Here is a 25,601-nt window from a genome sequence, read left to right on the forward strand (position 1 = left end):
CGAGGGGCGGGGCGGCGGGCGCTTGGCGCGTCACGGCGTCTTGAAGGTTCAGCGTCCGGACGGGCTGGCGGGATCGAAGCGTGCGAGGGCGGGGGTGCTGGCGCCGATCGCGACCAGCGCCAGGGGGGCCTTCGCGCCGATCATCGTGCGCGGCGTGATCCGGTAGCTTCCATCGGTGAGCTGGTCGATCCGCCACAATTGTTCGGGCGCGCCGGTAAAGACGGGTACGGTGACGACCTCGTCGCCCGAGACCGCGAGCGCACGCCCAGTGCCGTTGATCGTGATCCTGTAATAGGGCGCACCGAAATAGCCGCCGGCGCCGTCCGCGGGCGCGATGCTCCACTGCTGGTGGGGGCGGATCAGATAGTCGCCCATGTCGACCGCGATCGGGCCGGCCGGCCAGTGCGCCGCATCCTCTGCGAGCGTCTGGTTGGGGATCGGGCCGGTGGGCGCGCCGGGCACCGCGAAGAAGCTGCGGCGCGCATCGAATGCGATTCGCGTGTCGTCGACCGCCAGCTGCAGCGCGCCGCCGCTGCGTTCGGACTGGATCTCGTAGCTGCCGGGGCGAAGATTCTCGCCGCCGACCGGCCAGCCATCGCGCCATAGCAACGGCTGGATCGCGAGCACGCTGCGGCCGCCGCGGTCCATATCGGCTTCGTAATGCATCGAGAATTTCTGAAGCCCGTCACCCAGATCGATCAGCCCGAAATGGCCGGGGCCGTACGCGCGCCCGCGGCCTGCGACGACCAGTCTGCCGCCACCCTTGAGCAGCGGCACGCCGATATGGTCGACGAACGGCCCGGTCGGCGTGCGCGAGCGGCCGACGCGGATGTTGTACGAGGAGTTAGGGCCGTCGCAGCACGTGCCGTGCGTGCCGAGCAGATAATACCACCCATCGCGGTACAACAACGCGGTGGCTTCCATGTCGATCGCCACATCGACCGGCTGGTTGCCCGGCAGACGCGCGCCGGTCTCGGGATCGAGCTCGACCATGCGGATATAGCCGAAATAGGTGCCGTAGCTCAGCCAGAGCCGCCCCTCGGCGGAAAGGAAAGCAGGGTCGATCGCATCGGCGTCTTCGACCCCGTCGCTCGATGCCACGGTGCCGACGTCATGATAGCCGAAGGCGGGCGATTTGGGATCGAGCGAGTGGGTCCACATCACCTTGACGAGGCTCGCATGGCCGCCGTTCATCCCGCCGCCGCCGACCGCATAAGCGACGTAATAGCGATCGCCGAGCTTGATGATGTCGGGCGCGACGCCGCCGCCGGGGCGGATTCCGCCGCTGTGCCAGGTCCAGCCGTCGTCGGACACCAGCCCGCCGCGGCCGGTGCCGAAAGTATAGTATTTCCCGTCCGACAGCGCGATCGTCGATGGATCATGGATGAAGGGTTCGCCCGCGAGCTGCGCGCTCGCAGCGCCGGGCAGCGCGAGCAGGGCCAGGAGCGAGGCGGCGCGTAGCGCGGTCGAGGTCATGAACGGCTCCCGCGCGGATCAGCAAAGGTCGTGGTGAGGTCGCGGATCGGCTGTCCCTCGGCATCGAGCAAGCGGACGCAGAAATCGCTCAGCCCCGGGCCGTTGATCACCGCGCCGCGGATGACGTTGCGGCCCTTGTGCAGCGTCAGCGGCCTGGAGAGGACATCGTCCATCACCATCCGCCGATCGCCGAACAGGCCGGCGGCGGCGGTGCCGTTGACCCACCACATCGACGCCGAGTTCGAGCCCACCGCGAGGCGCACCCCGCGCATCTCGCGCGGCGCATCGACCACCGTCGTCGCCCAGAAGATCACGCCATAGACCGGCTTGCCGAGCCCCTGCGCGAAGTTGAACAGCTTGACGTCGAACAGGCTCGTGTCGAGCGCATGCCAGCGCAGCGGCGTACCCGCTTGCAGCGCGCCGTCGCGTGGAACGGCATCGACCTGTCCCGCGGGCAGCGATTGCGTCAGCGCGGTGCGGACATAGTCCGCGGTGAAGCCGGCGTTGCTGCGGTTGGGCTTGGCGATCGGCTCGAGCAGCAGCCAGCGTTGCACGAAGCCGTCCGCGTCGGTCGCCTTGGGCCGGGCGCCGGCCGGTGTGAAGAAGGGGGCCAGGCCGGTGGCGGCGGCCGGGGTATCGGGCGCGGCCCACGCCGGCTGCGACAGCGCGAGCGCCATTGCGACCAGCGGGAAATCGGCAACCAGCGCGGTCCGAAGCCTTGCCATCATCGCTGTCCTGCCGTGAGCGTTGATTGCGGGCGCGGTTCGGTGGAGATGCCGCTCATCTCGAGCCAGCGGAGAAAGGCGTCGAACCAGCCCAGACTGGTCGTGCCGGTCTTGCCCAGGCCGAAGCCGTGCCCGCCTTCCCCGTACAGATGGAACTCGACCGGCCGCCCCGCTTGCTGCCAGGAATCGATCAACCCGAGCCCTTTCCGCGCGAACAGCGGGTCGTCCGCGGCGAGCACCGCGAACAGCGGCGGCGCATCGGGGCGGACGGTGACCGCTTCCATCGATCCGTAGATCGGCGCGATGAACGCCGGCCGCAGTTCGGGCGCCGTCACCGCGACCGCCATTGTCGTCATCGCGCCCGCGGAGAACCCCATCATCCCGACACGCGCGGGGTCGATATGCCATTCGCGCGCATGGCCGCGCACCAGCGCGAAAGCCGCGCGCGCGTCGGCGATCGGATCGGCGAGACCCGCGGCCGCTTGATCGGGCCGCAACCGCGTATCGGAACGGCCCGCGCTGGCGAACATCGCGGTCACCGCTTGCTCGAACTGCGGCATCCCGGCGGGGGTCGGCTTGAGCCGGTATTTGAGGACGAAGGCGGCGATCCCATGGTCGGCGAGCGCGCGCGCGACGCGCCAGCCTTCATTCTCCATCGACAGCATCAGGAAGCCGCCGCCGGGCGCGACGATCACCGCCGCGCCGCTCGCCCGCGCGGGGTCGGGCAGGAACGGCGTCAGCGTCGCCGTGCTGACATTGCGCGTCATCGCGACACCGTATTGGCGGAACCACGCTTCGGGGGCGGCCGAGCCCTGCACGCCGCCGGTGTGCAGCGCGATCGCGCCCGGTTCAGGTGGCGCTGCCATCGGGAGCATCCGCGCGTCCTGCGCCTGCGCCGGCGGCGTCGCGAGCAGCGCCGCCACCAGCAGCGCGGTCAGTCGTATTTCCATGCCCATTCCCCTCAGCAGGTCTTTTCGGCGCCGTACGGACATCGCTCTCAGGCGAGCAGAATGCGGCGTGCTTCGCCTTCGGGATCGTCGACCATCCGGCAGTGATCGTCGAACACCATCGTCTGGCAGCGCACCGGATCGCTGGGTGTCCAGGCGAGGCCGGGCTGGCTAGGGTTGCCGGTTCGCGCGAACGTTGCCCAGGCCGTGCTCATCGTCCGGGCGAGCCGCTGCGCCGCGGGGGTGTTTCCCGTCGCCTGATCGCAGCGCGCGGCATTGTCGAAGCAGAAGGCGAGGTCGGCGGTGTGCCATGCCCCGGCCACGCCATCGAGCTGCGGCGACTGCCACTGGAACAGATATTGATAGACCGGCGCGCCGCCTTGGTCGTGCTTCAGCTTGACCATCTGCTGGACGCGGTTGCGCGCGGCGAGCCCCTGGACGCCATAGGATAAAGTGCGGATCGCCTTTTCCGGATGCGCACGCTTCATCGCCGCGATCAGAGCATCGGCCTTCGCACCGCCGAACTTCTTGGTCAGGTCAGCGCGCCATTCGGTCTCGCTCGGGTTCGAGCCGAAGCCCATGCCTTCCTCGCTGACATTGCCGATCATCACCGGCACGGCGCGGGATATTGGCGGCGCGACGTCGGAATAGGACCGCAGCTCGATCACCTTGCCGTCGAGTGTCGGCCCCCAGCCGACGCGTGGCGTGGCCGATGGTCCCGGCATCGCGCCCGCCGGGCCGTTGATCTGCGCCGCCACTTTCTGGCCGGCGGTGTACAGCGTGTTCCAGTCGGCCTTCTGCAACGCCGTGATGTCCTTCGCGCCAATGCCGAGCTCACGGATTAGCCGCCGCGCGAAGTCGCGTGACTGCTCGGCGGTCGGCAGTGCCCCGCCGCCGCCCGACTGGACCGCCGCACGGTGGATCATGCCCTTGCCGCCCGGCATGCCGAGCAGGGTCGTCACCTTCGAGCCGCCGCCGGACTGGCCGTAGATCATGACGCAATCGGGATCGCCCCCGAAGGCGGCGATATTGTCCCGCACCCAGCGCAACGCGGCCAGGCAGTCGGTCATGCTGACGTTGACCGACTCTTCATAGGCGGCGCCCCCGACCTCGGTGAGATCGAGGAAGCCGAGCACGTTGAGCCGGTGGTTGATCGAAACCTGCACCACGTCGTGATTGCGCGCCATCTGCGCGCCATCGTGCGAGGCGAGTTCGTAGGACGAGCCGAAACTGTACCCACCGCCGTGGAAATAGACCATGACCGGGTGCTTGCCGCTCAGCGCCGGTGTCCAGACGTTGAGCTTGAGCATGTCCTCGCCGAGGAACCCGTCGGTCCATTGCTGCAGGAAGGTGTGCTCGACCGCGCGGAACGGATGGAGCGTCTGCGGGCAATTGGCGCCGTATGCGAGCGTATTGAGCGGCTCGCTCCAGCGCGCCGGTGGCTTCGCGGCAAGCCAGCGGTTCTCGCCGCCGGTGTCGGCGCCATAAGGGATACCCTTGAAGGTGAACACCGCGTCGGCGACATAGCCGCGCACTGGCCCGTATTGCGTCCGCGCGACTGCGTCGGGCGGCGTCGTGCAGCTTCCAGCGCGCTGCGCCGTCATGGCGCCGGCGGCGGGTGCGAAGCCAAGGGGGATGCCGAGACCGGCCACGGCCGAGCCGAACAGCGCATCACGCCGGCGAACGAGGGGCCCGGTTTCAGACATCCAATCTCCTGTCGATCGTCGTTTCCGTGCCGACGTTTCTCTTATGTGCCGATGCGCCGATCGCGCTTTGTTAGCGTTACCGGTGATTCGAGACGCTAGGCTCGGGGCTGCTTACGCGTCAATAGTCGGACAACAAAAGACGTGTCGACGGGCGTCCCGGCCGTCATTTCATCAATACGTCGGCTCGTCGGATCGGGGCGCGCGATGCGGCGAGTCCGCTCTGCCGGGAATCGGTCATTGGCATCCCTCACGAGCGAACGGGTTCGTCGGAAGCTTTAATCGTCGCTTGCCCGACGCGTATTCGATCGAGCAATGTGGTGTCATCGCCGGCTGCGAGCGGGCAGGCGGAGCCAACCGCCCGTGCGGTCCGCAGATGGGACGATATGGGAACGGCAGAGCCGCCATACTTTCGTTGCAGATCCATTCGACTTTGGTCGAAGCGAACGCAGATAGAAATCGCTCGCTTCCCGTCACTATCGCATACTCGACCGGCAGATCGGCGCGGTGTTGGTCTGCGAAACGTCGGCCGAACGCGCGGACATAGCGACAGTCCGGCAAGAGCGTCGGGTTCAGGTGGAGAAGCATATGCACGTTAGTATTTGACAAAAAACGATATTAAGACGCGGCGAGCAGCGTCTCATCAGGAATCGAAAACTCCTTTTCCGGGATAACGGAAAACGGAGGCGGAGTTGTTTTATGTTCACGAGAAGTATTGGCGTCAAATCATGATTAAAATAGCCAATAAAACCTGTTAAGAATTTGGTATTGATGGCTTCTCATGCTGCCGACTCCCACGAGGAGAGTCAGTATGTTAGAACAGTACAGGAAAGTCACTGATCGGGCGGCCACCAGCTCTTGTCCTGCCAGTTGTGATGATGTCGTACGGTCGAAGCTTTTAGAGCGCCATGTATTTCCTTTCCAGAATAAGCCTTCCGCACCGGGCGAAGAGACGCGTGAAACCGCAAACCGGCCGCGCTTTGCGCGTCGCGCGCTCGTTTCGGCGGGCGCGATCGTGCTGGCGACGATGATCGGGCCGCGCGCGCATGCGCAGGAAGCGGTCGTCGGTGTCTGCTCGGGCGTCAGTCTGCCGCGATCGGTCGTCACCGGCATCGCCGGCAACGTCCTAGCCCCCGTGATCGCCCCACTCGAGCGGACGCTCGGCACGCTCACCTTGGGAACGGTCGATCTCGGCCTCAGCACGGCGTTGACCAATGCGGCGGCCGGCGCGCCGATCGCGCTCGGTGTGCTCGACATCAACGGGAATGCGGTCGACCTCGCGACGACGCCGCGATGCGTATCGCAAGCCGATGGCTATACGCTCAGAACCCCGGCAGGGCTGGCGATCGGTGGCAACCGGATCAGCGGCCTCGGCAGCACCGGGCTCGTCGCCAGCGCGGCGGAAGCGAACGCGATCGCTTTCGGGGATGCCGCCAACACCGCCGCCGGGGCGTTCGGCGCGGTGGCGCTGGGCGCAGGCGCGCGGGTGACCGCGCCGGGCGCGCTCGGCAGCGTCGCGCTCGGGCAGAATTCGCTGGCGAGCGGCGCCACGCTCGCCGACCCGGCCTATCTCGTCGGCGGCGCCGCCGCGGCCGAGGTCAATATCGGCAACCGCCGTCTGACCGGGCTTGCCGGCGGGTCGGCGGATAGCGACGGCGTGAACGTGGCCCAGTTGCGCGCCGCCACGGCGGGCCTGACGCCGGTCGATGCAGTGACCTTCGATGCCGGCCTTGGCGCGTATAGTGCGCTGCGGGGCGGGGCGGTGTCGCGCATCACCAACGTCGCCCCGGCCGCGCTCAGCCCGACCTCGAGCGATGCAGTGACCGGCGCGCAATTGTTCGCGACCAACGGTGCGGTCACGACCAACGCCACCACGATCACCAATCTCGGCACCACGGTAACGGGTCTGCAGGCCAATGCGCTGCTGTTCGATCCCGCGCTCAACGCCTTCGACGCGACGCGCGGGGGTGCCCCCGCGACGATCACCAACGTTGCGCCCGCCGCACTGACCGCGACGTCGACCGACGCGGTCAATGGCGGGCAGCTGTTCGCGACCAATGCGCAAGTCGGGACCAACACCACGGCGATCACCAACCTCACCACCAACATCGCCAACGGCACCGCCGATCCGCTCGCGGTGCGCTATACCGATGCCGCCAGGGGCACGCTCGCGCTCGGTGGCGCGACCGGCACCGTGGTGACCAACGTCGCGCCGGGCGCGCTCGCCGCGGGTTCGACCGACGCGGTCAACGGCGCGCAACTGTTCGCCACCAATAGTGCGGTGACGACCAATGCGACCGATATCACCAACCTCGGCACCACCGTCACCGCTTTGTCGGCCAATGCGCTGCTGTTCAACGCCGGGATCAACGCCTTCGATGCCACGCGCGGCGGGGCGCCCACGACGATCACCAACGTCGCGCCGGCGACGCTCAGCGCGACGTCGAGCGATGCGGTGACGGGCGCGCAGCTCTTCACCACCAACGGCGCGGTGACGACCAACGCCACCAATATCACCAATCTCGGCACGACGGTGACGGGCCTGCAGGCCAACGCGCTGCTGTTCGATCCCACGCTCAACGCCTTCAACGCGGCGCGGGGCGGCATTCCGACGGCGATTACCAACGTCGCGCCGGCGGCGCTGACCGCGACCTCGACCGATGCGGTCAACGGCGCGCAACTGTTCGCGACCAATACCCAGGTCGGCGTCAACACCAGCGCGATCGCCAATCTGACGACCAATATCGGCAACGGCACCGCCGATCCGCTCGCAGTGCGCTATACCGATGCCACCCGGGCGAACCTCGCGCTCGGCGGCGTCGCCGGCACGACCGTGACCAATGTCGCGGCGGGCGCATTGACCGCCACGTCGAGCGAGGCCGTCAACGGGGCGCAGCTGTTCGCCACCAACGGCGCGGTGACGACCAATGCGACCAACATCACCAACCTCGGAACGACGGTCACCGGGCTTTCGGGCAATGCCTTGCTCTTCAACGCCGGGCTGAACGCCTATGATGCGACGCGCGGCGGGGTTCCCACGACGATCACCAATGTCGCGCCGGCAGCGCTCGGCGCCACGTCAAGCGATGCGGTGACGGGCGCACAGCTCTTCACCACCAACGGCGCGGTCACCACAAACACGACCAACATCACCAATCTGAGTACGACGGTCTCGACCTTGCAGGGCAATGCCTTGCTGTTCGACGCCAATCTCAACGCGTTCACTGCAGCGCGCGGGGGGGCACCGACGGTGATCACCAACGTCGGCGCGGGCGCCCTCAGCGCGACCTCGAGCGACGCGGTCAACGGCGCGCAATTGTTCGCGACCAACCAGCAGGTCGGTGCCAACACCACGGCCATCACCAACCTGACGAGCAATATCGCCAACGGGACCGCTGATCCGCTCGCGGTGCGCTATACCGATGCCACCAAGGGCACGCTCGCGCTTGGCGGCGCGACCGGTACGGTGGTGACCAATGTCGCGGCGGGCAACGTCACCGCGATTTCGACCGACGCCGTCAACGGCGCACAGCTCAACGCGACCAACCAGGCGGTCGCGGCGGTCGACACGCGCGTGACCAACCTCGGCACGAGCGTGGCGAGCGGTCTCGGCGGGGGATCGACCGTCAACGCCGATGGCAGCGTCACCGCGCCGACCTATCAGGTCGCCACGGTCGGTACCGGCGGCGCGACGACGACCAGCACCTACACCAACGTCGGCAGCGCGATCTCGGGCCTCGGCGCGAGCATCAGCACCGTCAACAGCCGCGTCGATGCGATCAACACCCTGACCGACCGGGTCGTCACCTATGACGGTGCCGCCGGAAGCCCGCGCGATACGATCACGCTCGCCGGCGCGGCGGGAACGCGGCTCGCCAATGTCGCAGCAGGCGCGGTGAGCGCAACCTCGACCGAGGCGGTCAACGGCGCGCAGCTCAATGCGGTCGGGCAGCAGGTCGCCGTCAATACCACCAACATCGCCACCAACACGACCAACATCACCCGCCTGCAGAACGGCACTGCGGGCTTCTTCCAGGTCAACAACACCGCGGGCAACGCGCCCCCGGTCGCCAGCGGCGCCAATGCGATCGCGGCGGGCGGCGGGGCGGTGTCGTCTGGCGCCAATGCCGTCGCGCTCGGCACGGCAGCGACTGCGAACGGCGCCAACAGCGTGGCGCTGGGCAGCGGGTCGCTGGCGGATCGGGACAACAGCGTCTCGGTCGGCAACGCCACGACCGCGCGGCAGATCACCAATGTCGCCGCGGGCACGATGCCGAGCGACGCGGTCAATCTCGCGCAGTTGACGAGCGGGATGAACCAGACGCTCGGCGCCGCCAACGCCTATACCGATGCGCGGCTCAACCAGGTCGGCTTCGACCTGCGGAACCTGCGCCGCGACGCCAATGGCGGCACGGCGGCGGCGATGGCGCTGGCGACGATCCCGCAGGCCTATGGCCCCGGCATGGGCATCATCGGCGGCGGCGTCAGCACCTGGGGCGGCGAACAGGGCTTCGCGATCGGCGTCTCCAAGGCGAGCCCGAGTAGTCAAGTCGTGTTCAAGGCCGGGGCGGTGATCAACTCGCGTGGCAAAGGCGGCGGCGCCGCGGGCGTCGGCTTCGGCTTCTGAAACCAACGTCACCGGGGGCTCCGGCCCCCGGCGATCCGTTACCGTCCCGCACCGCCATTGCTGGCAGGCGCGGGGACACCGAACCCTCCCGTGCTGCGGCACGTCGGAGGGTTTGGGCGTTTAGGGGGGTAGCGCTGCTCAGTCCGGCGATCTGGCCGCCATCATGGACGCGATTTAGGGCTTCCGATCGATGTCGCCGGGCGACCCGCACGGGGAAAGACCGTGCGTTCCTCGAAGCGCATGCGTTGTTCCAGGACGTCGAGAATTTCGCGGAGATCCCGACAATAGTCCTTCCAGTTCGCATCGATCTCCATCGCGCTCCAGCGTGCGAGATGGTCGCGAAAGCGACGTTCGAGATTGTCCGCATTGTGTGGCGAACGCGTCGATACGTCGGCGCATGCGTGCTGCTGCTCGCGCAGGAACTGCTTCTCCATCGCCATGTGGCGCAACAATTCGCGCGTGAAGGCCCATCGCGCGGCAGCGAAGCACAAGCCGATGCGTGCGCCGTCCTGGTTGAGCAAGGTGCGAAGCTGCGCCGCGATCGCGCGGAGGCGGTCATGGTCGTGCCGCAACTGATCGATCATGAGACAGGCCTTTCCTGTCTGTGGTCGAATATTGCGCTTAACAGGATGTTGCGGGTGTCCGTCGGATGCGGCCGCGTCCGACCAAAGTCTAACGGTCGAGCAGCGATCGCGCATCTTCGAGACAGGCGCGAAGCTGCGCCGCAAGACGCAACGGGTCGAACGGCTTGAGGATCACGCCGGCTGCGCCCATTGCCAGATAGCCCTTGATGTCGGTATCGCGCCCGCGTGCGGTCATGAACAATACGGGCGTCCGCGCGAGCCGCGGGTTGCGCCGCAAGGCTGCGAGGGTTTCGGGCCCGGTCATGTCGGGCATCATGACGTCGAGGACGATCACGTCGGGTATCCAGTCCGCGACGGCGAGCGACGCGACCGCCGCCCTTCCCGAGGCGGTGGTGCGCACCGTGATCGCCGGATCGAGCCCGAGCGCCATTTCGACGACCGTCCGGATGTCGGCATCGTCATCGACGTAGAGTAGGCTGAGGTGCTGGGTCATGATGCTTGCTCCGTGGCCGCGAGGCTGCGCCGGATCGCCGCCTTGAGATCGCCGATCGAACTGCGCGATTTGACGAGCGCCGCATCGACCCGATCGACCACACCGGCATCGACATCGCGCGCCGAGAAAAGGATCGCGGGGATAGCGCGGCGTCGGTCCCCGCGCCGCGCGGTTGCCAGCGCGGGCAGCAGATCGAGGCCCGAAGTGCCGCCAAGGTCATAATCGAGGATCGCGATATCGATCGCGTGCGATTCGAGCATCGCGCGCGCTGTCTCGAGATCGGTCGCCTTGAGCACGTGCGCCTCGCCCTGCAGCGCCGCCGCCGTGACGAGCAGCACGTCCAGATCGTCGTCGAGTAGCAGGATCGTCGGGCGCGGTGTGGAGGCCCGGCTGAGCGTCGCGCGGATCGTCGCGGCGAGCCGCGCCGGATCGGGCGGCGTGTCGATCCATTCCACGCCATCGAGCGATGCCAGCGCTGCGAGGCGCATGCGGTGCTCGGGAGTGGCGAGCAGGATCGGCGGCGTCAGCGCTTCGAGGCTCGCTCCGAGCACCGCCGCGGCGTCCGTGTCCGTGTCCCCGGAAATGCTAGGCTCGAGCAGGAAGGCGGCATGGCCCTCGCGTGCGAGCGCGGACGTCGCCGCGGCAACGCTGTCGACCAAAACCGTTTGGAACGGCGTATCAAGCCCCAACGACTGGACCAGTGCCACGAGATCGCCATCCGACGTGCACAGCAAGACCTTCGGCATCGTCCCGGCCACCGTATCGCGCGGCTCCTCGTCCAGCGCGTCGATCGCGAAGGCGAAGCGCGTTCCGCCCTCCGGGCGATCCTCGAACCAGAGACGTCCATCGTGACGGAGAATGATCTCGCGCGAGATGGCGAGGCCGAGCCCGGCCCCGACGCCGCGCTCCATCGCGGCGCGTTCGAAGCGGCCGAAGATGCGGTCGCGAAACGCCAGCGGTATGCCCGGGCCGTCGTCATCGACCGCGACCAGCGCCTTGCCGTCGTCGGTTTGCGTAACCCGGATCGCGACCACGCCGCCCGTCGCCGTGACGCGCAACGCGTTCGATACCAGATTGGAGATCACCTGCAGCAAGCGCTCGGCATCGCCCAGGATCACGACCGGATGGTCGGGAAGTCTGCACGCGATGCGCGCGCGCGACGCAGCGGCGGCGCCCTCGCTGCCTTCGCACGCTTGCGCTGCGATTTCGCGCAGGTCGGTGCGCTCGCGCTGGAGCGTGAGTTGCCCGGACTGGATCCGGTCGATATCGAGCATGTCGTTGATCAGTCGGATCAACCGTCGTGAATTGTTCTCGGCGATCTCGATCAGGCGGCCGGGCGCCTCGGCGATCGCCCCGGCCGCGCCCGACCGCAACAGGCCGAGCGCGCCCACCACCGAGGTAAGCGGCGTGCGCAACTCATGGCTCACCGTCGAAATGAGCTCGTCCTTCAGGCGTTCGGTGCGCTTGCGCTCGGCGATGTTGCGCGCCGACGCGACGATATAGTCGCCCGCGGGCAGGCGCATCACGCCCAGCGCGATATCGACCGGAACGTCGTGCCCGTCGCGATGGATCACCTTGCTGTCGGGCCAATGCGGCTGGGTGAGGTGACCCTCGACCAGCCCGATCCGTTGGTGGAACGGCAAGGCGGGCTTGCGCATCCGGACCAGCAGCGACACGTCCTGGCGGATCAAGTCCGCGGCGCGGTATCCGAGCATCGCCGTGGCGGCAGCATTGACGGTTTCGATCCGCCCGGTCGGATCGAAGATGACGATCGCATCGACCGTGCTCTGCAGGATCGCGCGATTGCGTTCGGCGACCTCATAGGTCTGCAACCGCGAGCGATATTTCGCCAGGCCTTGTCGCCAGATCAGCCATGTCACGGCAAACATCGCGAGGCCGATACAGCCGATGCCGATGCGGATCGTCGTCGCGTCGGCATAGACACGCGCGCGATACCGCGCGACCTCGGCGTCGCGGTTGCGTGTGGCGACGGCGACCATGGCGTCCGATTCGGACCGGATCTGCTCCATCATCCGCTGGCCGGCATTCGAGCTGACCTGCCGTGCGGCGGCGTCGAGCCCGCTGTTGCGACGCTTGGCGATGACGTCGTCCATCTCATTGAACTTGGTCCGCGCGAGCCGTTGCAGCGTGGCGAAGCGCCGCCACTCGATAGACCCGGCACGCAATCCGGGCGCCAGCCGCGAGAAGGTCGATTCCGTCGTCGATCTCGCCTGCACATAGGCGTCGAGGAAGCGGTGTTCGCCGGTGATGACGAAGCCGCGTTGCGCGGACTCCGCCGCGGTCAGACGCTCGATCAGCGTCGCCACGCGGACACTATTGGCAAAGCCCTCATACGCTTGCTGCCGCAGCCTGTCGGTGCTCGCATACTCCGCCTCGAGCCAGACCGAGAAGGCCGCCAGCAACATCGGCGCGAGCAAGGTTATCAGGACGAACTGGGCGGCATTGGGGGCCTTTGGCCGAACGATTTCCTGTTCGGTCGCGAAGGTCATGGCGCCCCCGAATCCGCGAGCAGCGGTTGCACCGCAAGCAACGCCTGGGCGCGGTTATCGACCGCGAGCTTTCGGAAGATGACGGTCAGATGCGCCTTTACGGTGGCCTCGGTGATATCGAGACTGTCGGCGATCTGCTTATTGAGCCGCCCATCGGCAAGCGCGAGCAGCACGCGCAACTGCGCGCTCGACAGCGTCGCGATGCGGTCGCGCACCGATCGCGCGGCCGTACTGCCGGTGGCTTGCGGCGGAAACACCGCCTGTCCGGCGAGCACGCGCCGCAGAGTGGCGGCGAGTGTGTCGAGCGGGGCGGATTTCGATACGAAGGCCGCGGCGCCGAGCGCGCGTGCGGCTTCGACGATGACCGGATCTTCGCGCGCGGACACCACGACGATGGGAGTCGCGGCGAGCAGATGCTGCAATTTGAGGAAACCCGAAAAGCCGCGCGCATCGGGGAGGATGAAATCGAGGAGCACAAGCCGGTAGCCGCTCTTGCGTGCCGCGACCGCACGCTCCGCTTCTTCAATCGACCCCGCATTGTCGAGCGCGATACCCGGTGCTGCGGCGCGGATCGCAAGCGCCAACCCCTCGCGCGTGAGGGGATGGTCATCAGCGACCAGCGCATGGCCACCAAGCTGCACAATAACTCTCCTACACGGTGTCCGATTTTGCGTTCGGTACCGCGATTAACCTCGCCAAAAAAAAGCAGCCTGTCTAGGTATATTACTACCAAGCATTGATGGAGGTTAAGTGAATCTCTCGACAATCCTTGTGGGGGGCGCTGCGGAAGGCGATCGTCGCTTCGTTCGAGATGTTCTGTCTGGTGCGGACTGGCATGTGATCGAAACGCATGAGGAGGCATCTTTGCTGGTCCAGGCGCAGCGCCATAGGCCGGATCTGATCCTGCTCGACGAACGGCTGGGCGCGGGCATCGCGAACGCGGTCGGTGCGGTGCGCGCCGCCGGAAGACCGGCGCGTAGCACGCCGATCCTGATTTTCACGCAGGCCGCATCGGCCGGCGAAGATTTCTTCTTGATAGGATTTGACGGACGTATCGCAAAGCCTGCCACGGCCGAAGCGTTGGTCGCTGCGCTCGCGCTTTGGCGGCCCGTGGGCGAACTGACGGACGCGCACCGCCTGATCGAGACATTCGGAGAGGCCGCGATCGTGCCCCTCATCGCGCGGTTTCGCAGGCAACTGACCGATGCGCTCAACGGCTTGGGCACCACTTTGTCGCCGGACGAACTGCACCGGATCGCCGGGGTCGCGGGGACGTTGGGCTTCGGTCGGATCAGCGCGAGTTGGGACCGGCTGTCGCAGGGGGACGCTGTATCCGCGCCCGATGCACGCCGCGAGGCGCGTCTCACGCTCGCGCAGATCGACCGCGATCCCCGTTTTGCGGTGTCGCAATAGACCACCGCTGGCTTTCCCTCGCTTGGGGCCGCCCGAACGCCCGATTGTCGTTCGGGAATTAGACATTGGTCGAAGCGGCGGGAACCAATCCGACCTCGGTAGGACCTGCTTAACCTGAATGCTGCGCAACCGCTGCACGTCCTTTTGTGCAGGTGAGAAGTGCCGCATTGCCCCCCGTCCGTCGCTGTCGCGCAAAGCAAGCCGAGGCTGCCCAGCCTTTGGTTGATGCTCCTGCTCGGCCTTGTTGCGGCGACGCCGGCAACCGCCGCGGTCCCCGCCGGGACGCCGATCGTCAACACCGCCGCGCTGACCTTCGATGCCAATGGCAGCGCGCAACGGGTCGCGTCCAATACCGTCACACTGCTTGCGGCCGAACGGCTCGACGTCACGATCCAGGCCGAGCGGCCGAGCGTCGCGGTCCAATCGGCGCAGCTCGCCGTGCCGTTTCTCGTCACCAATAGCGGCAACGGTGCGCAGACCTTCGCGCTCGCAATTACGAGCACTCAGCAGGGGGTCGCCGTCGATCGCGTCGCGCTCGACCGCGATCGTGACGCGGCGTTCGACGCCAATGTCGATCCGATCGTGTCGCCGCTGACGCTGCAGCTCGCCGCGGGCGAGCAGGCGCGGATCTTCGTCCTGATCGACGGCGCGCTGGTCGCCGCCGCAGCAACGATCACCGCGACCGTTACCGCGCAGGCGGGGACCGGCGCGGCCGGCACCGTCTTCGCCGGCGTCGGCGCGAACGGGAGCGACGCGGTCGTCGGGGCGACGGGCGGCCGCGCGAGCGCGATCAGCACGCTGTCGCGTGCGGCTGTGCAACCGGCGCTCGCCAAATCGCAGATGATCAAGGCGCCCGACGGCAGCAGCCGCGCGATGCGCGGCGCGATTATCACCTACACGCTCGTCGCCACGCTTCCCGGCCCGATGCGCGGAGTGACGATCGACGATCCGATCCCCGCGGGCACCGCCTATCTCGCCGACAGCCTCGCGCTCGACACGGTCGCGCTGAGCGATCGCGCCGATGCCGACCCCGGCACGGCGGATGCGGCCGCGATCCACGTCCGGCTCGGCGATCTCGCCACAGCGGGCAGCCATACCGTCCAGTTCAGTGTGAAAATCTTGTGAGGAGACCTACCATGTACCTGCGTTCCAAAGCGTTCCTGATGTTAGCCGGCCTGCTGGCGACCCCTGCTCTCGCGGCGGGGCCGCTCCAGGTCACCGCCAAGGTGCTGACCGAGCAGAAGACTCGCGCCGCCGATGGCAGCGTGCGTGTCGCGCTCGTGCCCGCGCGGAAGGTCGTGCCGGGGGACCGCGTGATCTTCGTGCTCGGCTATCGCAATACCGGCAGCCAGCCGATCGGCAACATCGTGCTCGACAATCCGGTGCCCGCGGCGATCGCCTATCGCGGCCCGTCGCAGAGCTCGGCCGCGCCCGACGTGTCGGTCGATGGCAAGATCTATGGCCCGCTCGCGACGCTGCGCGTCCGTCTCGCCGACGGCGCAACGCGCGCCGCCGCGCCCGACGACGTCACCAGCGTGCGGTGGCGCCTCGCCAACACCGTGCCGGCCGGAGCGCAAGGGCAGCTCTCCTTCCAGGCCGTTCTCAAATAACCTTTTTTCTGAAGCGTAGATCTAACAGGGAGTGAAGATTGTGAAGCGTACCACCTACGGATTCCTCTTGGCCGGCACCGCGACGGTATTCGCCTCCGGTGCAGCGCATGCGCAGACCGCGGCGCAAAGCACCACGGCTGGGACGACGGTCAGCAACACCGCCTCGGTCACCTACAGCGTCAACGGCACGACGCAGACGACCAATTCGACCACGGCGAGTTTCGTCGTCGATCGCAAGGTCAATTTCACCGTGATCCGCGATCAGACCGGGGCGACGCAGGTCAATCTCAGCCAGACCGGCGCCTATACCAGCTTCAAGGTCACCAACACGACCAACGGCACGCAGGATTTCCTGCTCACCGCCTATCAGACGGGGATCGTCGGCGGTCTGCTCACCGGGACCGACGATTTCGACCTGACCAACCTCAAAATCTATGTCGATTCGAACAAGAACGGCACCTACGACCCCGGCGTCGACACCGCGACGTTCATCGACGAGCTCGCCCCCGATGCCTCGATCGAAGTGTTCATCGTCGGCGATATTCCTTCGACGGCGACGATCAATCAGGCCGACGTCGCGCTGCAGGTCATCGCCGCCGGAGGCGGGGCCACGGGTACGCAGGGAACCGCGCTGGTTCCGACCGACCTCAACCTCGGCAATGCCGACAATACCGTCGATGTAGTCTTCGCCGATGGCGACAGCGACGGGCTCGGCGTCGACATCGCGCGCAACGGGCAGGGCTGGGCCTATGCGTCCTATGCGATCGGCACCCGCAACGTCGCGCTAAGCGTCAACAAAACCGCGCTGATCCTGTCCGACGGCGTCAACGCCGCCAACCCCAAAGCACTGCCCGGCGCGGTGGTGCAATATTGCATGCTCGCCAACAATGCGACGCTCACCGCGGCGGCGAACGGGGTCGTCATCACCGATCCGATCCCCACCAACACCACCTATGTGCCGGGCTCGCTCGCGATCGGCCTGCCGGGCGGGACCTGCACGCTGTTGCCGACGATCACCGCGCCCTTCACCGGCAGCTATGACACGCCGACCAATGCGATCATCGCCAATATCGGCACGGTGATCGGGGGCGGGACCGTCGCGGTCTCGTTCCGCGTGACGATCAACTAGGTCCGCCTCCACACCCGTTTGACCAAGGAGATCGTGCTTCGGCGCGCAGGGAATCCTGCGCGCCGGGGACACCCGGCCTATGCCCCATCCGCGCGTCCTTTCCGCCTTCGCCGCTTTGCTCGGGCTGGCGTCCGTCGCCCCCGCGACGGCGCAGGACGTCGCGCGCATCTCGAATATCGCGACGCTCGGCTTCGATGCGCCGAACGGCCGACAAAGCGTGGCGTCAAACGCCGTCGCCATCGATGTCGATCGTGCGAAGCGTCCCACGTCGCTCAGTTTCCGTCTGCTTCCGGTCGGTTATCAGCTCACCGGCCTGTCGTGCCAGACGACGCCGACGCTCCAATTCACCCCCGCGCCGATCGACGTCGCGACGCTCGCCGCGGCGCCGCCGCTCAAGGCGCTCGACACCGACATCCCGTTGATCCTGGTGCTCGACAATCCCGGCGGCAATCGCGATCCGCTCAAGCGCGAGCAGGCGAGCATCACCGTCTCGACCGAAAGCTATGCCGGTCGCCTGACGCTGCTCGAGACCGGCCCCGATACCGGCGTCTTCGCCGGCGGGGTACCCGAGGCGGGAAGCGATCCCGCCACCGCAGCCTGCGATCCGACCCGCGTGCGCGGCGAGCATCTGACGCTGAGCTTCGCCGAGGACGACTATAGCTATGGCTCGACCAAGTCGGTGCTGGTCGATCCGGCGGGCTATGTCTTCGATTCGGCGAGCGGGGCGCTGGTCGATGGCGTTCGCATCACCTTGATCGACGCGAACGACCAGCCCGCCACCGTGTTCGGCGACGACGGCATCAGCCGCTATCCGTCGAGCGTCGTCAGCGGCGCCTCGGCGACCGATGCGAGCGGGCGGACCTACGCCTTCCCGCAGGGCAATTACCGCTTCCCCTATGTCGCGCTCGGGACCTATCACCTCAAGATCGAGCCGCCGACGCCCTATGTCGCGCCCTCGACCAAGACTCCGAGCGAGCTCGCCGCAATCAAGGACCCGCAAGGCGCGAGTTTCCTGATCAACGACGGGTCGTTCGGCCGGACCTTCGCGCTGACGACGCCCGATCCTTTCTATGTCGACGTGCCCGTCGACCGCGTCGGCGACACCAGTCTCTTGCTGACCAAGGTCGCCTCGGTGCGCGAGGCGTCGCCTGGGGACTTCGTGCAATATCGCGTCACGCTCGCCAATCGGGGGCGCGATGCGGCGCTGCGGGTGCATCTGACCGACATCCTGCCGCCCGGGTTGCGCTATGAACGCGGCTCGGCGCGTGGGTCTGACGAACCGGCCGTGTCGAGCGACGGGCGGCGGCTCGATTTCACCGTTCCCGCGGTTGCTGGCGGGGCGACGCTCGACGTGCGCTATGTCGTCACGATCGCGCCTGGCGCGCCGGCGGGTGAGGCGGTCAATCGCGTGCTCGCCTCGGGCAATGCCGGCGCGACGAGCAACGAGGCGGCGGCGGCGGTGCGGATCACGCCATTGCTCTTCACCGACGGCTTCACGCTGATCGGCCGCGTCACCGAGGGCGGCTGCGGCGATCCCGATCGCGGGCTCAAGGGCATCCCCGGGATCCGTCTGCTGCTCGAGGACGGCACCTATGTCGCGACCGATCGCGACGGCTATTATCACGTCGAGGGCATCCGCCCCGGCCGCCACGTCGTCCAGCTCGACACCAACAGCATCCCGGGGTCCTATCAACCGGTCGCGTGTGACAGCGACACCCGTACCGCGGGCAGCGCGATCTCGCGCTTCGTCGAGGCCGAGGGCGGTCTCCTCAAGCGCGTCGATTTCCAGCTGCGCCCGACCGGCGTGAAGGCCGCCGCGGCCGAAGCGCTCCCGATCAGCGTTGCAAGCAGCGCCTATGCGGCGGGCGACCGTGATTGGTTCGCAGGCCAGCAGCCGGGCGTGGCCTTGCTGTTCCCGACCCCCGACTACAACCCGCGTGCGCCGGTGACGCGCGTCGTCGTCAAGCATCTGCCTGGACAGCGCGTCGCGCTCTCGGTCAATGGCGCGCTGGTCGATCCGCTGCTGTTCGACACGACCGACGTCAATCCGGAGAAGACGATCGCACTCGCACGCTGGTCGGGGATCGCGCTGAAGGACGGCGACAATAGCATCGAGGCGCGCGTTCTCGCGGCGGATGGCGGCGTCGTCGCGACGTTGACGCGGTCGGTGCGGTCCGCGAGCCTCGCCGATCGCGCGGTGGTCGTTCCGGCCGCCAGCCGGCTCGTGGCCGATGGCATGACGCGCCCGCTGATCGCGGTGCGTGTCACCGACCGGACCGGGCATCCGGTGCGCGACGGCACGCTCGTTCCGTTCAAGGTCGACCAGCCCTATACCGCCGCGATCGAGGTCGAGCTCGACCAGGCGCGGCAGCTCGCCGGCAAGGGGCGCGCGCAGACCACTGCGCGTGTCACTGGCGACGACGGTCTCGCCTTCATCGCGCTCCAGCCGACCACCCACGCCGGCGCGGTCCACGCCGTGATCAGCCTGACGCAGGAAAAGACGGTGCGGACGAGCGACGTGCGCGCCTGGCTCGCCGCCTCGACGCGCGACTGGGTGGTGGTCGGCTTCGGCGCGGGGACGATCGGCTATGACACGCTCGCGACGCGGACCCGGTCGCTGCCGCCGGGGATGCGCGGCGGCATGGTCAGCGACGGGCAGCTCGCTTTCTACGCCAAGGGGCGGATCAAGGGTTCGTGGCTGATGACGCTCGCCTATGACAGCGACCGCAAGATCGACCGTAGCCGCGGGCTGCTCGGCCAGATCGACCCCGATCGCTATTACACCGTCTATGGCGACGGTAGCGCGCAGGGCTATGACGCGGCGACGCAGCGCAAGCTCTATCTGCGGCTCGAGCGGCGCAACCTCTACGCGCTGCTCGGCGATTTCGAGACCGGGCTGACCGACACGCAGCTGACGCGCTACAGCCGCACGCTCAACGGCGTGAAGGCCGAATATCAGGGCAATCGGCTGATGTTCAGCGCCTTTGCCGCCAATACCGACCAGCTCCATGGCCGCGACGAGATTCAGGGCAATGGCCTGTCGGGGCCGTATCGCCTGTCGGGGCGCAACATCGTGCCCAATAGCGACCAGTTGCGGCTCGAAGTGCGTGACCGCATTCGCCCCGACCGCGTCCTGACCAGCACGCAGATGACGCGGCACATCGATTACGATATCGATCCCGCCGCCGGCACGATCCGCTTCCGCGAGCCGATCCTCGGGCGCGATGCGGCGCTCAACCCGGTCTTCATCGTCGTCGATTACGAGACCGAAAGCACGCTGCGCAAGCTCGCCGCGGGCGGGCGGGCGACGACGCGGCTGGCGGGGGGCAGGGTCCAGCTCGGCGCGAGCGTGCTGCGCGATGCGACGGTCGGGAACGGCACTGTCGTCGGGATCGACCTCAAAGCGAAACCCACCGTCGACAGCGAAATTCGCGCCGAATATGCCGCTGGCGGGGCAAGCGGGATCGGAGCGGGCCGCGCCTGGCTGGGCGAAGCCGAGCTGCATCGCGGCGGGGTCGACGTGCTGGTCTATGGCCGCAGCCAGGACCAGGCGTTCGGGCTTGGCCAGCAGAACGTCGTGGAGGCGGGAACGCGCAAGTTCGGGATCGATGGACGCGTCGCGCTCGGCAGCAAGCTTTCGATGACGCTGACAGCGTGGAACGCCGTCCAGCTCGATGGCCCCGGCGCGCGCAATGCCGCCGAGGCGCGGCTCGAATATCGCCGCGCGACCGGCACGCTGTTCGTCGGCGGCACCTTTGCCGACGATACCGGCATCGACGGGCAGGCGCGGCATTCGCGGCTGCTGACGCTGGGGGGCACGCAGGCGTTGTTCGGCGGCAAGCTCGAGCTCGGCGCGCAGGCGCAGGTCGCGCCCGGCGGCGAGCGCGCGAGCGTCGATTTCCCACTCCGCCAACAACTCACCGCGGCGTGGCGCGTGCGCGACGGCATCCGCCTGCTCGGCGGCTATGAATATGCGCAGGGCAAGGATTTCACGGTGGGCACCGCGCGCGTCGGGTTCGACGTCGCGCCGTGGACCGGGGCGAAGCTGATGTCGACGCTCAACCAGCAGGCGATCGGCGAGAACGGGCAGCGCACCTACGCGCAATACGGCCTCGCCCAGTCGCTGCCGATCGGCAAGCGCTGGACGATCGATTTCACGCTCGATGCGAGCAGCACGGTGCGCGGCAAGGTGCCGACCGGCGCGTTCATCGACGCTTTCGCCAGCACCGCCAACGGCGCGACCGCGGGCACCTATCAGAACGACGGCGACTATGTCGCGGCGACGGTCGGCGCCGGGTATCGCGCCGAATTGTGGTCGCTCCACGGTCGGCTCGAACATCGCCGCTCGGACCGCGACGTGCGCTGGACGATCACGAGCGATTTCCTGCGGACCCTCGGGCAGGGGCAGACGCTCGCGGCGGGAATCCACTATGCCGCGCTGACCGACCGGCTGGGCGCGTCGGCCGCCTCGCTCACCGCCGACCTCGCACTCGCGCTGCGACCGCAGGACAGCCGCTGGTCGGTGCTCGAGCGGCTCCAGTTTCGCCAGGAACATGCCGATGCGGGGATCGACAGCAGCAATGTGCTCGCCGTCTCGTCCTATGGCGGCGGCTTTCAGGCGACGCTCCGCGTGATCAACAACCTCGCGCTGAATTATCGCACGGGCAATGAGGGGCGCGGGCATGGGCTCGAGGCAACGGTCTATTACGGGTCGAAATGGGTCCGCGGCAGTTTCGGCGCCGACGATTACACCGGCTATGTCGATGCGATCGGCGTCGATGTGCGCAAGGATGTCGGGCGTCGCTTCGATATCGGGGTGCAGGCATCGGCGCAGCATGCCTGGGAGCGGGGGGTGGTGTCGTACAGTTATGGCCCGACGATCGGCGTTTCTCCGGCCGCCAACGTGTGGATCACCGCGGGCTATAACGTCGCGGGCTATCGCGACCGCGATTTCGAGGATGATCGCTATTCGCGCGCGGGGGGCTATGTGACGGCGCGGCTCAAGTTCGACCAGGGCTCGCTCGGGCGCGCGGGTCGTGCGTTGTTCGGGGTGGGCCGGTGATGCGCGCGTCGCTTGCCCGCATCGTCCTGATCGCCGTGTGTGCGCTGCCGTGGCCGGGCAGCGCGTCCGGCGCGGACCTTACCGCCACAAAGACCGCCACCGTGCTGTCCGATCCGCTCGGCAACGCGGCGCCCAAATCGCTTCCCGGCGCGGTGGTCGAATATAAGGTGCTGTTCACCAACCCGGTCGGCAATACCACCAATACGGTCAACGCGCTCCAGATCGACGACGTGCTGCCGACGAGCGTCGTGCTCCGCGTCGCCGATCTCACCGGCGGCGCTGGGCCGATCGAGTTCGCCGATGGCGGGCTGGTCGGCTTGCTCGGCAGCGGATTGACCTGCCCGTACGTCTCGCTCGCCAGCACGACCGATTGTTTCGATTTCTACGACGGCAGCAGCTGGGCCTATGTCCCGACGCCCGACGCCAACGGCTACGACGCGCGGGTCCGCGCGATCCGGATCAAGCCGCGCTCGAGCTTCAAAGTGCTCGGCAGCTTCCAGATCCGCTATCGCGTGAGGATCCGCTGAGCATTTGCAAGATCCGCCGGGCGAGGTAGCGGATCTGTGCTTTTGGACTAATCATTTGCCAGCGATCGGACTGGGCGCTCCGGGGGTACGGGCGGCATAGAAGGCGGCGACTGCGTCGATGTCGCCGTCCTTCAGCCGATGCGCGATCGCGATCATCGGATTGCCGCCGGCCTTCTCGGGAACCGTGCGGAACTGGCGCAGCCGGTCGGCGAGATACAGCCGGTGCTGCCCGTCGATCGCCGGAAAGGCCTTCGCCGCCGCCTTGGTGATGTCGTGACAGTCGGCACAGCCGCCGAGCCCGCGCGCCGGGATGCCGACAGTCGCGATCCGCCGGCCGCGCGCGAGCACATCCGCGCTCGCCGCCGCGCTGTCCGAGCGGTGCTGCGGCTGCGCGCCGTAATAGCCGGCGAGTTGCGCGATCTGGCGGTCGTCGAGCTGCGTCGCGACCGGCTGCATGAAGCCGCTGTGGCGCTTGCCGCTGGCATAGTCGGTCAAAGCCTTGCGGATATAGTCGGGCTTGAGGATCGCGATATTGGGGATCGCGCCGCCGTCGCGCCCGCTGCCCGCATCGGTATGGCAGCGGGAACAGGTCTTCGTCACCGCGCCGTCGATCGAGAAGGTGTCGAACCCGATCGCGGGATGGGTATAGCTGCTCTCGAGCGGCCATTCGTCGGAATGCGCGAAGCTGTAGGGCCGTCTGGCGAAGCCGTCGCCGAGCGGAACGACCGCGGTCGAGTCGGGCGTCTTGAGCGCGTCGCCATAGGCAAGTGCGCGATATTGCGCGGTGGTCAGCTTGGGCAGCGCTTGCAGGAACGCCACGATCGACCAGATTTCGTCATCGCGGTCCTGCGCCGGATAGGCGGGCATGCCGCTATATTTGACGCCGTGCTTGACGATGTAGAACAGTTCCGACGCCCGGAACGTCCCGGCCTCGCGCACCAGATATTGCGGTCGCGGGCGCATCGACAGCACGATCGGGTTCTGCCCGAGCCCCGGTCCGCCATGGCAATGCGCGCAGGCGGTGCCGTAATAGCCGGCGCCCTTGGCGATCAGCGCGATGTTGGCCAGATCGGACGGCGAAGTGATGTCGGCCGCGTGGTGCGCGGTCGAGCGCTGAAAGGCGTAGTGGAGGAGGCGTGCCCAGCCTTCCGGATGCGGGGTGGAGGCGGCGAGATTCGCGACGCCGCTCACCAGGATACCCATCGCAAACAGGCCGGCAGCAGCGCCGGCAAGAAGGAAGGGTCCCACCCATTGCGTCCAGCGCGCCGGAAACAGCGTTCTGATCCAACGCAACGAAAGCACCGATCTCGCCATTCACACCTCTGAATGCCGCCCGCGAGAGCTACAGACTCGTGGTCGGGGGAAAAAGTTCCGGCGAGCATCGGGTTGGCGGCAGTCGATCATCGTCGCGCCGACGCGAGCCCGGGCTGTTACGACAGGTTTCGATGTGCCGTCGCATCGGCCATCTCGCCGATGTACGCCTCGCGGTACGATCTCGATCGTTGGCGGTGCCCGGGGGGCATGTGCGCGCAGCGCCTAAGGTTTCCCCTTCTTGGCCGGCATGACCTTTCCTACCCAGTGCTTCGCTAGCCGTGCTCGAAGAGGTGATCATTCCCTCGCCATATGGGAACGAACGAGGGGGGCGTAATCATCTCGTCGCCAACAAATCGTTCTGAACAATCGGTTGGTCGAGGTAAGTGGCGGAGCGGGAGGGATTCGAACCCTCGATACGCTTTTGACGTATACTCACTTTCCAGGCGAGCGCCTTCGACCACTCGGCCACCGCTCCGCATGTCCTGGACAGGAGGGTGGCCCTAGAGCCTCGCGGTGAGCGGCGCAAGGCTTGTGCGGCATGACCGGGGATTGCGTGGCGATGCGCGAGCGGGCACGCTGCGGCCATGCCGATGCTCTTCCCGCTCTTCGCCCTGCTCGCCGCCGCCCAAGCCGCGCCGGCACCCGCTGCCAAGCCGACCGCCGCGCAACTGGCCGCCGGAGCGCCGGCGAGCGCGTGGGCGACGATCGATCCGCAGGATCTGCTCCAGATCGACTTTGCCGACGGGCAGCGCAGCGTGATCTGGCTTGCCTCGGCCTTCGCCCCTGCGCATGTCGCCAACATCCGTACGATCGCGCGCGCGGGCTGGTGGAACGACGCGACCGTCTATCGCGTGCAGGACGATTACGTCACGCAATGGGGCGACGCGACTGAGAAGAAGCCCCCCGCCGCGGGAATCGATCGCACGCCGCCGGCGGAATATGAATGGGCCTGGGGCGCGCATGGCACGGCGGTGGCCAATCCGTATCGCGATGCCTATGCCAGCCGGACCGGCTTCACCGCAAGCGGCTGGGCGGTCGCCGGCGACGGGACGCGGCAATGGCTGCCGCATTGCTACGGCATGGTCGGCGTCGCGCGCGATCTCGCGCCCGATACCGGGACCGGCGGTGACCTCTACACCGTGATCGGCCATGCGCCGCGCCATCTCGACCGCAATATCGCCTTGGTCGGGCGCGTGATCGACGGAATGGCGGCGCTGTCGGCACTGCCGCGCGGGACGGGCGGGGGGCTCGGCCTCTATACCGATCCCAAGCAGCGCGTGCCGATCAAGCGGATCGCGATCGTCGCCGATCTGCCCGCAGCGGAGCGTCCGGCGTTCCAATATCTGCGACCCGATGCGGCCGTGTTCGGGGCGACGCTCGAGGCGCGCGCGAATCGCGGCGGCCCGTTCTTCACCGTGCCCGCCGGCGCGGCGGACCTGTGCAATCTGATCGTGCCGGTACGCCCGGTGGCGCGCTAGCGC

General features: G+C 67.6%; 17 protein-coding genes and 1 tRNA gene. 8 read left to right on the plus strand and 10 right to left on the minus strand.

From position 1 onward, the window contains the following. Positions 1–48: 48 nt before the first annotated feature. From RH90_RS11910 to RH90_RS11925, 4 genes are read right to left on the minus strand one after another with little or no spacing between them, the layout of a single operon-like run. Positions 49–1,476, minus strand: coding sequence for a family 43 glycosylhydrolase (locus tag RH90_RS11910; RefSeq protein ID WP_010185897.1), 1,428 nt, complete (start codon positions 1,474–1,476; stop codon positions 49–51). Continuing rightward, a complete protein-coding gene (locus RH90_RS11915; protein ID WP_010185898.1) occupies positions 1,473–2,201 on the minus strand; it encodes a hypothetical protein in 729 nt (242 codons plus the stop codon). Before RH90_RS11915 ends, RH90_RS11910 begins: the two co-directional genes overlap by 4 nt. Beyond that, positions 2,201–3,151: an alpha/beta hydrolase gene (locus RH90_RS11920; protein ID WP_010185899.1), complete on the minus strand. Its 951-nt coding sequence runs from the start codon at positions 3,149–3,151 to the stop codon at positions 2,201–2,203. Before RH90_RS11920 ends, RH90_RS11915 begins: the two co-directional genes overlap by 1 nt. Before the next feature lie 47 nt (positions 3,152–3,198). Further along, the gene (locus RH90_RS11925; RefSeq protein WP_010185900.1) at positions 3,199–4,854 is read right to left on the minus strand and encodes a carboxylesterase/lipase family protein; all 1,656 of its coding nucleotides are present in this window, start codon (positions 4,852–4,854) and stop codon (positions 3,199–3,201) included. 1,012 nt (positions 4,855–5,866) lie between these two features. Here RH90_RS11925 and RH90_RS11935 point away from each other — a divergent pair. After that, positions 5,867–9,478: a beta strand repeat-containing protein gene (locus RH90_RS11935; RefSeq protein WP_010185901.1), complete on the plus strand. Its 3,612-nt coding sequence runs from the start codon at positions 5,867–5,869 to the stop codon at positions 9,476–9,478. A gap of 161 nt (positions 9,479–9,639) precedes the next feature. On the opposite strand, the gene RH90_RS11940 is transcribed toward RH90_RS11935, so the two are convergent. The 4 genes from RH90_RS11940 to RH90_RS11955 are packed head-to-tail and all read right to left on the minus strand — an operon-like array spanning position 9,640 to position 13,706. After that, positions 9,640–10,176 (minus strand): hemerythrin domain-containing protein, encoded by a 537-nt coding sequence (locus RH90_RS11940; RefSeq protein WP_081476937.1) that lies wholly within the window; start codon positions 10,174–10,176, stop codon positions 9,640–9,642. Continuing rightward, on the minus strand, positions 10,151–10,555 hold the full coding sequence (locus RH90_RS11945; RefSeq protein WP_010185903.1) for a response regulator: 405 nt from the start codon (positions 10,553–10,555) through the stop codon (positions 10,151–10,153). The genes RH90_RS11940 and RH90_RS11945 overlap by 26 nt, the downstream gene beginning before the upstream one ends. Then, complete coding sequence (locus tag RH90_RS11950; protein WP_010185905.1) at positions 10,552–13,065, minus strand: ATP-binding protein; 2,514 nt, start codon at positions 13,063–13,065, stop codon at positions 10,552–10,554. The genes RH90_RS11945 and RH90_RS11950 overlap by 4 nt, the downstream gene beginning before the upstream one ends. Beyond that, on the minus strand, positions 13,062–13,706 hold the full coding sequence (locus tag RH90_RS11955) for a LuxR C-terminal-related transcriptional regulator (protein WP_010185907.1): 645 nt from the start codon (positions 13,704–13,706) through the stop codon (positions 13,062–13,064). The genes RH90_RS11950 and RH90_RS11955 overlap by 4 nt, the downstream gene beginning before the upstream one ends. A gap of 109 nt (positions 13,707–13,815) precedes the next feature. Here RH90_RS11955 and RH90_RS11960 point away from each other — a divergent pair, with 109 nt between their 5' ends. The 6 genes from RH90_RS11960 (at position 13,816) to RH90_RS11985 (ending at position 22,806) form a co-directional block, all read left to right on the plus strand. After that, the gene (locus tag RH90_RS11960) at positions 13,816–14,478 is read left to right on the plus strand and encodes a response regulator (RefSeq protein ID WP_157134580.1); all 663 of its coding nucleotides are present in this window, start codon (positions 13,816–13,818) and stop codon (positions 14,476–14,478) included. A 225-nt stretch (positions 14,479–14,703) separates the two neighbouring features. Beyond that, the gene (locus RH90_RS11965; RefSeq protein ID WP_010185909.1) at positions 14,704–15,603 is read left to right on the plus strand and encodes a hypothetical protein; all 900 of its coding nucleotides are present in this window, start codon (positions 14,704–14,706) and stop codon (positions 15,601–15,603) included. Between the two features lie 11 nt (positions 15,604–15,614). Then, positions 15,615–16,088, plus strand: coding sequence for a DUF11 domain-containing protein (locus RH90_RS11970; RefSeq protein ID WP_010185910.1), 474 nt, complete (start codon positions 15,615–15,617; stop codon positions 16,086–16,088). A 40-nt stretch (positions 16,089–16,128) separates the two neighbouring features. Then, on the plus strand, positions 16,129–17,217 hold the full coding sequence (locus RH90_RS11975) for a DUF11 domain-containing protein (protein ID WP_037493403.1): 1,089 nt from the start codon (positions 16,129–16,131) through the stop codon (positions 17,215–17,217). A 79-nt stretch (positions 17,218–17,296) separates the two neighbouring features. Continuing rightward, positions 17,297–22,279, plus strand: a complete 4,983-nt coding sequence (locus RH90_RS11980; protein WP_010185912.1) for a DUF11 domain-containing protein — start codon at positions 17,297–17,299, stop codon at positions 22,277–22,279. Beyond that, positions 22,279–22,806 carry a hypothetical protein gene (locus RH90_RS11985; RefSeq protein WP_010185913.1) on the plus strand — a complete coding sequence of 176 codons (528 nt, stop codon included), beginning with the start codon at positions 22,279–22,281 and terminating at the stop codon, positions 22,804–22,806. Before RH90_RS11980 ends, RH90_RS11985 begins: the two co-directional genes overlap by 1 nt. A gap of 51 nt (positions 22,807–22,857) precedes the next feature. Here the strand turns inward: RH90_RS11985 and RH90_RS11990 are convergent, their stop codons facing one another. Next, positions 22,858–24,108, minus strand: a complete 1,251-nt coding sequence (locus tag RH90_RS11990; protein ID WP_198283406.1) for a c-type cytochrome — start codon at positions 24,106–24,108, stop codon at positions 22,858–22,860. A gap of 396 nt (positions 24,109–24,504) precedes the next feature. Next, positions 24,505–24,595: transfer RNA gene (locus RH90_RS11995), tRNA-Ser, on the minus strand. Between the two features lie 109 nt (positions 24,596–24,704). Here RH90_RS11995 and RH90_RS12000 point away from each other — a divergent pair. Further along, positions 24,705–25,598: a peptidylprolyl isomerase gene (locus tag RH90_RS12000; RefSeq protein ID WP_010185915.1), complete on the plus strand. Its 894-nt coding sequence runs from the start codon at positions 24,705–24,707 to the stop codon at positions 25,596–25,598. Positions 25,599–25,601 lie beyond the last annotated feature (3 nt).

It is taken from the genome of Sphingomonas sp. PAMC 26605, assembly GCF_000241485.1.
In the GTDB taxonomy this organism is placed as follows: domain Bacteria; phylum Pseudomonadota; class Alphaproteobacteria; order Sphingomonadales; family Sphingomonadaceae; genus Sphingomonas.